We start from the raw sequence: 11253 nt of genomic DNA, 5'->3' as shown, positions 1-11253 counted from the left end.
TTTATGCAACCATTCCAACACATCACTATCGCTGACGTCGCAGAACAGAAAGACCAATTGGTTATTGCGGATATCCGCGATGCCGGATCGTTTCAGTCTGCTCACATGGAAGGCGCCATTAACCTGAATAACGATAATCTGGCCGCGTTTATGGAAGCCACTCCCAAAAGCGCCCCGGTAGTGGTGGTGTGCTATCACGGTGTAAGCAGCCAGCAAGCCGCACAGTTTCTGGTTGGTCAGGGCTACGAAAAGGTGTACAGCATGGATGGCGGCTTTGAAGGCTGGCGTCTGGGTCAGCCGGTGGTTAGCGACTAATTGTGGCAAAACCACTGATTGCAATCAGTCAGCTACGTTACGCTGACTCACTGGCCAGTTACCTGAAATCCCAACAGATCCCGGTACAGGTTCATCATGTACCCGAGGAAGACCAGTACGTGCTGGTGCTGGATAACGAAGCCCACCACGAACGCGCACTGGAAATTTGCCAGGCGTTTATTCAGGCCCCCAATGATCCAAAGTATCAGCAGGCGGCCTGGCAGCACTCTGAGCGAACCGATATACCGGTAGAACAGGCCCCGGGCAACAGTATGCGCCGTTGGCTGGTTTCGCTGCGCCGCTCGCCGGTAACCGGCGTTATCCTGATCCTGTGTACCCTGATATTCGGTGCTTCACTGGTGGGGTTGTTTCAGCCTATTGCCGCTGCGCTGATGATAATGCCGCTCGGTAATCTGCTGCAAAACCATGAATGGTGGCGCCTGTTAGGGCCGGCTTTTATTCACTTTAGTGTACTGCATTTTATTTTTAACCTGTTGTGGTGGAGTATGCTGGGCTCCCAGGTAGAACGTAAGTTTGGCAGCAGTTTCATTATTATTTTGTTTGTTGTCACCGCGCTGGTGAGTAATCTGGCACAGCTGATGGTATCCGGGCCCAATTTTGGCGGGCTTTCTGGTGTGGTATATGGCCTGGTAGGCTTTGTGTGGATCACTGGTTGGTTGCGGCCACAATGGGGGCTTTATCTGCCCAAAGCCATTGTTGGCTTTATGCTGGTTTGGTTGCTGTTAGGCTTTGCCGATGTACTGTGGGTAAATATGGCCAATGCGGCGCATACGGCCGGGTTAATGTCAGGGTGTGTGATGGCCTGGCTGCTGACACTGGGCAGCGGTAAACCGACTGCCCGTTAAGCCGCAACGCTATTTTTGATGCAGGTACTTGGTAAAGATAATGTCTTTAATTACCTTGGCGCCGGTTTCCTGCAGCATGTGGTCTTGCAGCGCTGCCAGCACGGCGCGGCGAATGTCTTCCCGGCCGGTGAGTGATTTAACCTTCTCTTCCGGCTGCCGACCAAAAATTTCAATGGCAGTAGCGCGTAGCAGGGGCATATGGTGTTCTACCAGTTCGAGCTGGTCGACATCCGCTACCATAATTTCGATCATCACCCGTACATAGCCCAGCTTGGTAGCACTGGGGCCCAGATAATTGGTGACAATCTCAGGTTCAATACCAATGTAGGCATAAGACGGTTGATCCTGTGCTGAGGCATTAGAAAAAGGCGCGAGCATGCCAAGTAACACAATCAGCCGAAGAAACTGCTTCATTAAGGTTATCCATAAAATTCAATTAGCTAAATTCTAGTTGAGACTATCACAGCGCACAACCTAACTTTAGACTAACGGCAGATGGTGGGTTGTCTCGGCGTTGCTGCCAATGCTAAACTTCTGGCGTCTTCACTGCGCGCTGGTATGCCAAAACATGACGCTGACCCTGCAAAACGTTCCTTACTACGCCAAGCTGATGCGGCTTGATAAGCCCATTGGTATTTATTTACTGCTGTGGCCAACCCTGTGGGCATTGATGCTGGCCGCTGGCGGTATGCCACCGCTGAAGGAACTGATTTTATTCTCACTGGGTGTAGTGGTAATGCGCTCGGCCGGTTGCGTGATTAACGACTATGCCGACCGTCACGTGGATGGCGCGGTAAAACGCACCAATGAGCGCCCGCTGGTGGCCGGGCATGTGACCGAGCGTGAAGCCCTGCAACTGTTCAGTGCCCTCATCCTGATTGCTTTTCTGATTGTGTTGCAGCTGAGCTGGGCAACCATTTTGCTTTCCTGTGTTGCGCTGCTGCTGGCCTCGGCCTATCCGTTTATGAAGCGCTATACCTATTTGCCTCAGGCTGTATTAGGTGCCGCTTATGGCTGGGCTATTCCCATGGCTGTGATGGCGGTGAGAGGCGATATCCCGGCGTGGGGCTGGTTACTGTTTGTGGCAAATCTGCTGTGGACCACTGCTTACGACACCATGTACGCCATGGTCGACCGCGACGATGACGTGATTATCGGCATTAAGTCGAGTGCCATTTTGTTTGGCCGCATGGATAAGCTGATTGTGGCGCTGCTGGAGGTGATTACCCTGCTGTTACTGGCGGCAGTGTTTATGCTCAATAACCTTGGTGTGTTTGCTTATGCCGGCCTGGTGGGCGCTGCTGCGCTGTTTATTCACCAGCACTATAATATTCGACACCGCCAGCGCGAGGCCTGTTTTAAGGCCTTTTTAGATAATCACTACGTGGGGCTGGTGATTGCGCTGGGGCTGATTGTCGATCTGATTTTACTGGGCTAACGCTATTTCTCCGCGTTTTGCTCAGCTTCCAGTGCGGCCAGGCGTACTTCCATGGCTTCCAGCTTTTCCCGGGTTTTAATTAACACCTGGGTTTGAATATCAAACTCTTCGCGGGTCACCAGATCCAGCTTGGATAATTGTGACTGCAGCACCTGTTTAATTCTTCCTTCGGCTTCTTCGGCCATGTTTTTTACGCCTGGCGGTACCGAGTCGGCAATCTGGCGTGCAATATCTTCAAGTTTTTTAGGATCTAACATGGCATTTCCTTGGCAAATACATAAATTGGCCGGGTTATTCTAAAACACTTCCACCGCGATGCAATACAATCAGTACTCGGATTCTGGCCATGGGTCGATTACAATACCGCTTTTACCGTTGCCATTTCCCCTTGTTGTTGAGAATACCCGTTAATGAAGCTTAATCCCGCCCAAGAATCCGCTGTGACCTTTGTATCCGGCCCATGCCTGGTACTCGCCGGTGCCGGCAGTGGCAAAACCCGGGTGATCACCAACAAAATTGCCCATCTGGTGCGCCAGTGCGACATGCCAGCCCGCTATATCGCGGCGGTAACCTTTACCAACAAAGCGGCGCGGGAAATGAAAGAACGGGTAGCACAAACGCTGGGTAAGGTGGAAGCCAGAGGCCTGAAAGTCTCCACGTTCCACACCCTGGGCTTAAATATTATTAAGTCGGAAGTGAAAGCGCTGGGCTTAAAAGCCGGTTTCTCGCTGTTTGACGATAAAGACAGCATGGCCCTGCTAAACGACCTCACTGCTCACTCCCTCGACGGTGATAAAGACCAGCTTAAATTACTGCAGAGCTGCATCTCTAACTGGAAAAACGATCTGTTAACGCCGGAGATACTGTTAAAGCAGGCGGTAAGCCAGGGAGAAAAAGAGTTTGCCGAGTATTATCAGCAGTATCAGAACCATCTGCGCGCTTACAATGCGCTGGATTTTGATGATTTAATTATGCTGCCCACGCTACTGCTCAAGGTGGACGAAAAAGCCCGCACCAAATGGCAAAGTAAAATCCGCTACCTGCTGGTGGATGAGTATCAGGACACCAACACCAGCCAGTACGAGCTGGTAAAGCTGCTGGTCGGTGAGCGGGCGCGGTTTACCGTGGTAGGCGACGACGATCAGTCGATTTACTCCTGGCGTGGCGCCCGGCCGCAAAATCTTAGCCTGTTGCAGGAAGACTTCCCCCGTTTAAGAGTGATCAAGCTGGAGCAAAATTACCGTTCCTCCGGGCGTATTCTGCACTGCGCTAACATTCTTATTCAGAACAATCCGCATATGTTCGACAAAACCCTGTTCTCGGCCCTCGATTACGGTGTGCCGCTGCGGGTGTTAATGGCCAAAAACGAAGAGCACGAAGCCGAGCGGGTAGTAGCCGAATTGCTGGCCCATAAGTTTACCAATCGCACCAAGTTCAAGGATTACTCGATTTTGTATCGCGGTAACCACCAGAGCCGCCTGTTTGAAAAGCTGCTGATGAGCAACCGTATTCCTTACAAAATCAGCGGCGGGATGTCGTTCTTTGGCCGTACCGAAGTGAAAGACATCATGGCTTACCTGCGTTTGCTGGTAAACCAGGACGACGACAACGCTCTGCTACGGGTGATCAATACGCCTACCCGCGGCATCGGCCGCGCCACGCTGGAAAAGCTCGGTAACTTTGCCAACGAACTGGGTGTGTCGATGTTTGAGGCGGCCTGCCACGACAACCTTAATTCAGTGCTAAGCGGCAAAGGCTATCTGGCCGTACATAACTTTGCGCGCTGGATTGTGTCGCTCTCCGACGAAGCGGTGCGCGGCGATACTGCAGCGGTACTTCGCAACATGATCCGCGCCATGAGCTACGAAGAGTGGCTTTACGAGCACAGCACCAGCCCCAAGGCCGCCGAAATGGCTATGGCTAACGTGAGTACCCTGTTTGGCTGGGTCACCGATATGCTCGAAGGTGACGAGCTTAACGCACCCATGACCTTGCCAGAAGTGGTTAACCGCCTAATCTTACGGGATATGATGGAGCGCGGCGAAGAAGAAGCCGAGGCCGACCAGGTGCAGCTAATGACCTTACACGCCTCCAAGGGGCTGGAGTTTCCCATTGTGTTTCTGGTGGGTATGGAAGAAGGCTTGCTCCCGCACCAGAGCAGCATCGACGAGGATAACGTAGAAGAAGAGCGTCGCCTGGCTTACGTGGGGATCACGCGAGCCCAGCGCGAGTTGATTTTTACCTTGTCGAAAGAGCGCCGACAGTTCGGTGAAGTTATCCAGCCGGAACCCAGCCGATTCTTATACGAGCTGCCCACCGACGATTTGGAATGGGAAGAGAAAAAACGCAAGGTTTCGGCCGAAGAACGCCAGCAAAAAGGCCAGGCCAGTATTGCCAACTTACGGGATATGCTGGGTAAGTCTTAGGCGCTCGATTGATTCAGCGTTGGCAGCAACTGCGAGCTTTCCAGATATTTGCCCTGGCCGTAGATACACTCAATTTCGGTTAACGCCTCAAGCTGTGAGTAGCTGTCGATACCTTCGGCAATCACGTCGAACTTGAGGTGCCCGGAAATCAGCATCACCGACTGGATCAGCTTTAAATTACGCAGCGAACGCGGCAGTGATTTAATAAAGCGGTGATCAATTTTGATGTAATCAAACGGGTAAGAGAATAAATAACTGAGCGACGCCAGGCCGCTACCAAAGTTATCCAGTACCAGCGTCACACCGGCACGTTTAAGCTTTTTAACCGCCGGTAAAATATATTGCGAGCGGCGGTTCAGATCGTTCTCATCAAACTCAAACACCAATGCTGCGGGCGACACGCCGGTTTCATGGATGACATTGAGAATTTTCTGTACCAGTGAGCTTTGCAATAAATGATTTATGGATACGTTTACTGCAATTCTCGGTTCATAACCTACTCGTTCGGCATCTGGCCAGGTTTTCAGTAATTCGCAGGCGGCGCGTAACTGATATATGTCCAGCTCCAGAATTAAGCCACTTTGCTCAGCCACCTGCCGAAACTGCTCGCGGGAGATTTTACCCAGCGACGGATGCACCCAGCGTACATAAATTTCGTGATACAACGGCTGCTTAGTGTTGAGGTTAATAACCGGCTGCAGATAGCATTCAAACTCCCTGTCGCGCAGTGAACGGCGAAACTCGTTTTCCAGCTCCAGCTCTTCCAGCAGACGCTCGCGCATGCTCTTATCGAATATTACCATACGGCCACGGCCCAGCGACTTGGCCTGATACATGGCGGCATCGGCGTCGCGGATCACCTCATCGGCGCTGCGGTAGTAGGTTTCGACATGGGCAATCCCAATACTGGCGCCGGAATACATTTCTTTATCTTCCAGAATGAACGGCTCAGAAATAGAGTCGATAATGCGCGCAGAAATCTCTTCTACGTCGGAGGCATAGTCAAAATTATCCAGCAGCAACACAAATTCGTCGCCGCCGTGGCGGGCCAGTAAATCGTGGCCGCGAATACACTTGGTAATCCGCTTGGATACCTCAATTAAAAACTCATCGCCGGCATAATGACCCAGGGTGTCGTTAATAATTTTAAACCGGTCCAAATCGATAAACAGCACTGCAAACAGGTTTTCCGGATAGCGCTGTTTATTAGCAATGGCCAATTCCAGACGGCTGGCAAACATCGAACGGTTGGGCAAGTCGGTAAGGGTATCGTGATGAGCATCGTGGAGCAGCTTAAGTTCGATTTCCTTACGCTCTTCTATCTGCTGGCGCAATACGTCATTGGCGCGGTTAAGCTCGGTGGTGCGCTCTTTAACCCGTTCTTCCAGTTGCGCGCTATAGGCATGCATGGCCTCGGCGCGAAACTTACGCTCCAGTGCCACGGCAATATGGTGCGACACAAAGCGCATGAGTTCTAAATCGCGCGGGGTGTACTTAGCCGATTTACCATAGGTTTGTACAGCAATAACACCATACACCTCACCATCAATGATCAAAGGCGAACCCAGCCAGGAGTTGGCCTGCTTTAAAATACGCTGAGCTACGGTTACGTCGATCTCGCCGTCTTCGGTAAGCGAGAGTATACGCGAGGGATCTATCAGCTCTGCCTGACCGCGGCGAATAACAAACTCGGTTAAGCCAAAGCCTAAGGGCCGGGTGCCCGGCGCATCATCCTGTGTATCACTAAAATAGGGGAAGTTCAGGAACTGTTTAGTATCATCGAGGATAGCAATGTAGCAGTTAGGCGCGCTGATCAGCCGGGCAATAATTTCATGCAGACTCGAATAAAAGGTATCCATGTTGCGGCTGGCGTTGGCCGACAACTCAGAGATTTCAAACAGGGCCTGCTGTAGCGCCTCGACTTTCTGGCGCTCGAGGATTTCTTCCTGCAAATCGTCGTTGATCTGGCGTAACTGGCGGGTACGATCACGAATGGTGCGCTCAGTAAGCTCGCGGTTTTTTACCCGGTCGACGGTGGTGACAATGTGCTGGGAGACAAACAGCAATACTTCCAGATCTTCCTGGGTGTAACTCACATTATCGTCGTAGGTTTGTACCACCATGGCACCAATTACTTGGCTACCGCGTTTAAGCGGCACACCCAATAGCTGGTGGGGCTGACTACCAATAAGCTCTACCTTGTGGTCTTGATTAAACTCATCTTCATTTTCGTTGCGAAAGAAAACGTGATTGCCCGACTCAAGAATATAGCCGGTAAGGCCTTTTTTTAATTCCTCGGCAGGCAATTGCTTTACCACCTGTTCGTCGAACTCATCAACAAAGTAGGCCATGTCGACCATGGTGGTATCAGGTGAGTAAAAGGCAACAAAGAAGTTCTCTGCGTCCATGAAGTCGGCAATGATTTCATGAATAGCAGGATAGAGACGTGACAGGTTGCTAATGGAACTGGCCAACTCTGATATATTAAACAATGCTTTCTGAACGCGTTCAGCACGTTTATATTTATCAGTTAACTGCTGCAGCTGCGGGATAAGCTCTCTTAATTCCGCTTCTGACAACTCATATTTTGTTGGCTCAGATGACATAAAAAATAGCAGCCGACAATCCGCTGGAGTAAAATGATTAACTTACTCTATTGTGGATAATTTTGCCAGAGCTTTGGAGGGAATGTACGCACCAACAACCTGCAGTTTTGGTATCGAAATGCGCCGAAGTTGCGCAAAACATGCAGGTTGTTAGTGTTACCGAGCGTTATAGCTCTTCGGTCATGTACTCAATGGCTGCTTTGATGTCGTCATCGCTACAGCTGGCACAGGTACCACGAGGAGGCATTGCATTAAAGCCGTTAATTGCATTGGCTAATACAGCGTCGAAACCTTTTTCCAGGCGAGGTGCCCAGTCAGCCGCGTTGTTTACACGAGGTGCACCCAGTACACCGGCAGCGTGACAAGCAACACAAGCTTTGTTAAATACGTCTTCACCCGACAATGCACCAGCCGGTGCAGCGGCAGCAGCGCCTGCAACGTGCACAGAGCCAACTGGCTTAATACGCTCTTTGATCGCCTCGTCTGACATTTCCTGAGCGTTTACCGCAAAAGCTGCCAGTACTACAGCGCCCATACCTAACCACGTTTTTAATTTCACAATCGTCTCCAGGCAATTTTGGTCTGAAAAATAAATAATCCGCATGATTATAAAGGTTAATCCAGCCGCGACAACTGTTTGAGACTAATTGATTAGTCCTTATCCGACAAAAAGCGCATAAAAATAGACTTTTTGCCGTATTGCCGCTGTATTTTACTTTAGTTATTACTGCGCAACCGGCGATTTGGATGAGGCATCGGCCAGTAGCTGTGCCATAGCAATATCCAGCACCTGTTGCATTTTTTTGCCAGCGCGGCCAACACCGGCCTCGCTGTTACCTTCGACCTCAGTTTGCACCGCCAGGGTAAACTCCCGAATGAGCTTACCATTTAGCTGCAAGATCACATGCGCCAGTAAAACCGTTTCGCTTTGCCCGCGGGTTTCACTGGGCCCGGCGCCAATTTTCTGAAAAATACGCCATCTGCCGCCGGTGTGTGCATCTAATATCGCTTTAACAGATTGCGCTGAATCTGGTGCAAGTGCGTTAGCAATGGCGCGGGCGAGCAACAACCCGATGCCCGCTTGCATACCGCCCGCAGGTTGTACCGAGTTACTATGGCCATCACCATATAACAACATATGCAGGTGAGAGCTCTTAAAGCCGGGCAGGCGGGTTAAGGGTTCACTGTGGTGAGTTACCAGGCGTTTTAAGAACTCAGCCTGAGCCAGCGTGGTCATGGGTTTATTGCCAGTTAAGCCGCACTCATCACAGCGGTAAGACTGATAAAAAGGATCGTCGCTAGCCTCTTCAAACGGCTCCACAGCCAGTTTATTGCGCAAATCGAACTGCCAGTCGGCTGAGCTCGGCGCAAACGCAGTAGGGCCATAAGCGCCCCGAAAGCGAATGGCCGGATTGTTCATGTTAAGCCATTCATCATGAAACAAGCCGGTTAGAAATTCCCGCCCGGCAATGTTCGCAAAGTAGGTGGCAATGGCGTTGGAGTTACCATCTGCCTTACCCGAGGGCGCATAGCTGTTAATGCTGGTAATTAAGTCGGCCAGGCGCACATCGCCTACCAGAGTAGAAGCACTCACTTCCCGGCCAATCGTCGCCAGCGCCCCGGCAAACGCCATAATTTTAGAAGAGCTCCAGGGCTCATAAAGCACATCCTGGGTATTGGCATTCGCCAGATAGCGATAGCCTGTTCCATCGGGCGTAGGGCCAAAATCGATAACGGTAATTTTGCCCAGTGAAGCAGGCACATTAAAGTAGTTCCAGTCACTGGCTACCCGTTCTTCCCAGCCAGGAGCGGTGCCAGACTGTTCAACAGTAATGTAATCCGGATTTGGCTTACGGCTGCGCATACTCGCGCCTGGCATCATGTTTGCAATGCAGTCGGGCACACCGCAATCAGTCGAGTATTGCTTGGGTAACAATGGTGGGGCACTCAACACATTGTTATAGAAACCCAAATCGCTTTGCTCATCAGCCAGGGCAGAGAGTGAAACCACTGCGCTTAGACAACCACACAAAAAAACCGCCAAACTTGAAACATACACATCACATCCTTTATTGATAAAACCAGACTAAGCCAATTCAGAACGCGAAGCAAAAGCCAAATTTGACGGTTTTTTAAACATCAGCACCGGCATTTTCATTTTTTACTGTAAATTAACCAGATGAACTCCTATAATGCGCCACTCAAGACGGTTCTACACCGTTTGCAAAGCACGCACCCGTAGCTCAGCTGGATAGAGCGTTGCCCTCCGGAGGCAAAGGTCATAGGTTCGAATCCTATCGGGTGCGCCATTTAAATCAATCAGTTACACTAATTCCCAACTTCCTGAAATGGCTCTGTGCCCAAATTGTGCCCATTAAGAACACAGCTGTGATATTGATTACATTAATGCCCAGAGTTTAAGTGACGTTCTCCATCTGACACTATCTTAATATATCAACACTATTGGCTGAAAAGGTCTATCTGATATACCATTAGCGGTAGCATACACACTGAAACACGAAACGTTTTATTAGAATGGATACTAGAAAAAAAACATCAAAACCAATTGCTATTGATCTGTTCTGTGGCTCTGGTGCTGTCAGCCTGGGCATAAAAAATGCCGGTTTTGATGTTGTCGGTGCTGTAGATTTTGACCCTAATGCCTGTGCAACTTATCGAGCTAATCATCCTTCAGTGAAATTAATTCAAAACGATATCAGATTAATTCCGGTAGATGCTTTTGACGATGTAGTTAAGAAAAAACTGAATTTATTAGTAGTTTGTGCACCTTGTCAGCCTTTTAGTAGCCAGAATCGCAAGCGTTCTAAAACTGATGGGAGATTAAACCTTGTTGAAGCTTCTCTTCCTTTTATTGAGCGATACGAGCCTCAAATCGTATTTTTGGAAAATGTGCCTGGGCTAGCCTCTAGTGGCATTTTTGATAGGTTCCGTGCTTGTTTAGTAAAACAAGGTTATGAAATTGCTAAACCATTGAAGCTTGATGCATCTGAATTAGGTGTGGCACAGCGTCGATGCCGGATGATCATGGTCGCTGTCAAAGGTGCAGATATAAATGCGGCTATAAACATTGCGCGTTTGCCCAGAAAGACGGTACGCGAAGTTATTGCAGATTTACCTGTTCCTGTTGTGGGAAGATGTGCGGTGACTAACGATGCTTTACATTTTTCAAGAAAGCACTCAACACTAAATTTAGAGCGTTTGAAGCATATACCTAAAGATGGCGGTAGTCGCGATCAATTACCTGAATATCTGCAGCTTGCTTGCCATAAAAATAGAAAAAAAGCCTCATTTTCTGATGTTTACGGTCGTATGCGTTGGGATGACGTGGCGCCAACCTTGACTACCGGTTGCACCGATATTACAAGAGGAAGATTCGCTCACCCAGAACAAAACAGAGGAATAACTTTACGTGAAGCCGCGCGGTTGCAGTCATTTCCTGATGACTATCGGTTTATTGGTAATTCCGGCCAGGTAGCTACGCAAATAGGTAATGCGGTTCCGCCACAAATGATGCAGAGCATTGCAAAAAGCTTATTGAACGCTATTAACAACGAAGAGTAAGAAGCTCGTCGTTTTTTCAT

Annotated in this window: 10 protein-coding genes and 1 tRNA gene; 6 read left to right on the top strand and 5 right to left on the bottom strand. The window is 49.8% G+C overall.

What is annotated here, in order from left to right; all coding sequences use genetic code 11:
* The first annotated feature begins 3 nt into the window (after positions 1–3).
* Both glpE and glpG read left to right on the top strand, forming a co-directional pair.
* Positions 4–315, top strand: coding sequence for a thiosulfate sulfurtransferase GlpE (gene glpE, locus AC566Q_RS24150; RefSeq protein ID WP_499612052.1), 312 nt, complete (start codon positions 4–6; stop codon positions 313–315).
* Between the two features lie 2 nt (positions 316–317).
* The gene (gene glpG, locus AC566Q_RS24145; protein WP_105933560.1) at positions 318–1181 is read left to right on the top strand and encodes a rhomboid family intramembrane serine protease GlpG; all 864 of its coding nucleotides are present in this window, start codon (positions 318–320) and stop codon (positions 1179–1181) included.
* A 9-nt stretch (positions 1182–1190) separates the two neighbouring features.
* On the opposite strand, the gene AC566Q_RS24140 is transcribed toward glpG, so the two are convergent.
* On the bottom strand, positions 1191–1595 hold the full coding sequence (locus AC566Q_RS24140; protein WP_105933559.1) for a flagellar basal body-associated protein FliL: 405 nt from the start codon (positions 1593–1595) through the stop codon (positions 1191–1193).
* A 154-nt stretch (positions 1596–1749) separates the two neighbouring features.
* Here AC566Q_RS24140 and ubiA point away from each other — a divergent pair, with 154 nt between their 5' ends.
* On the top strand, positions 1750–2619 hold the full coding sequence (gene ubiA / locus AC566Q_RS24135) for a 4-hydroxybenzoate octaprenyltransferase (protein WP_499617610.1): 870 nt from the start codon (positions 1750–1752) through the stop codon (positions 2617–2619).
* A gap of 2 nt (positions 2620–2621) precedes the next feature.
* Here ubiA and ubiK read toward each other — a convergent pair whose 3' ends face one another.
* The gene (ubiK, locus tag AC566Q_RS24130; protein WP_499612050.1) at positions 2622–2876 is read right to left on the bottom strand and encodes a ubiquinone biosynthesis accessory factor UbiK; all 255 of its coding nucleotides are present in this window, start codon (positions 2874–2876) and stop codon (positions 2622–2624) included.
* Between the two features lie 153 nt (positions 2877–3029).
* On the opposite strand from ubiK, the gene rep reads away from it, so the two are divergent.
* Positions 3030–5045, top strand: coding sequence for a DNA helicase Rep (gene rep / locus AC566Q_RS24125; protein WP_499612049.1), 2016 nt, complete (start codon positions 3030–3032; stop codon positions 5043–5045).
* Here rep and AC566Q_RS24120 read toward each other — a convergent pair.
* The 3 genes from AC566Q_RS24120 to AC566Q_RS24110 all read right to left on the bottom strand — a co-directional run bounded on the left by AC566Q_RS24120 (position 5042) and on the right by AC566Q_RS24110 (position 9710).
* Complete coding sequence (locus AC566Q_RS24120) at positions 5042–7651, bottom strand: EAL domain-containing protein (protein WP_499612047.1); 2610 nt, start codon at positions 7649–7651, stop codon at positions 5042–5044. The two genes, rep and AC566Q_RS24120, sit on opposite strands and share 4 nt — an antisense overlap.
* Positions 7652–7817: 166 nt before the next feature.
* Positions 7818–8210: a c-type cytochrome gene (locus tag AC566Q_RS24115; RefSeq protein WP_279321535.1), complete on the bottom strand. Its 393-nt coding sequence runs from the start codon at positions 8208–8210 to the stop codon at positions 7818–7820.
* A gap of 165 nt (positions 8211–8375) precedes the next feature.
* Positions 8376–9710: a hypothetical protein gene (locus AC566Q_RS24110; RefSeq protein ID WP_499612045.1), complete on the bottom strand. Its 1335-nt coding sequence runs from the start codon at positions 9708–9710 to the stop codon at positions 8376–8378.
* Between the two features lie 173 nt (positions 9711–9883).
* Here AC566Q_RS24110 and AC566Q_RS24105 point away from each other — a divergent pair.
* Together AC566Q_RS24105 and AC566Q_RS24100 are read left to right on the top strand one after the other, a co-directional pair.
* Positions 9884–9960: transfer RNA gene (locus AC566Q_RS24105), tRNA-Arg, on the top strand.
* A 226-nt stretch (positions 9961–10186) separates the two neighbouring features.
* Positions 10187–11233: a DNA cytosine methyltransferase gene (locus AC566Q_RS24100; protein ID WP_499612044.1), complete on the top strand. Its 1047-nt coding sequence runs from the start codon at positions 10187–10189 to the stop codon at positions 11231–11233.
* The last annotated feature ends 20 nt before the right edge of the window (positions 11234–11253 follow it).

This window comes from Alteromonas sp. H02 (assembly GCF_059682525.1).
The sequence above is the reverse complement of the archived record's forward strand: the minus strand, read 5'-3'. Positions and strand labels throughout refer to the sequence as shown.

Excerpts from the sequence above, each read along its gene's own strand:
- ubiA (WP_499617610.1), top strand. The coding sequence starts at position 1,750 with ATGACGCTGACCCTGCAAAACGTTCCTTACTACGCCAAGCTGATGCGG.
- rep (WP_499612049.1), top strand. The coding sequence starts at position 3,030 with ATGAAGCTTAATCCCGCCCAAGAATCCGCTGTGACCTTTGTATCCGGC.
- glpE (WP_499612052.1), top strand. The coding sequence starts at position 4 with ATGCAACCATTCCAACACATCACTATCGCTGACGTCGCAGAACAGAAA.
- ubiK (WP_499612050.1), bottom strand. The coding sequence starts at position 2,876 with ATGTTAGATCCTAAAAAACTTGAAGATATTGCACGCCAGATTGCCGAC.
- AC566Q_RS24120 (WP_499612047.1), bottom strand. The coding sequence starts at position 7,651 with ATGTCATCTGAGCCAACAAAATATGAGTTGTCAGAAGCGGAATTAAGA.
- AC566Q_RS24100 (WP_499612044.1), top strand. The coding sequence starts at position 10,187 with ATGGATACTAGAAAAAAAACATCAAAACCAATTGCTATTGATCTGTTC.
- AC566Q_RS24140 (WP_105933559.1), bottom strand. The coding sequence starts at position 1,595 with ATGAAGCAGTTTCTTCGGCTGATTGTGTTACTTGGCATGCTCGCGCCT.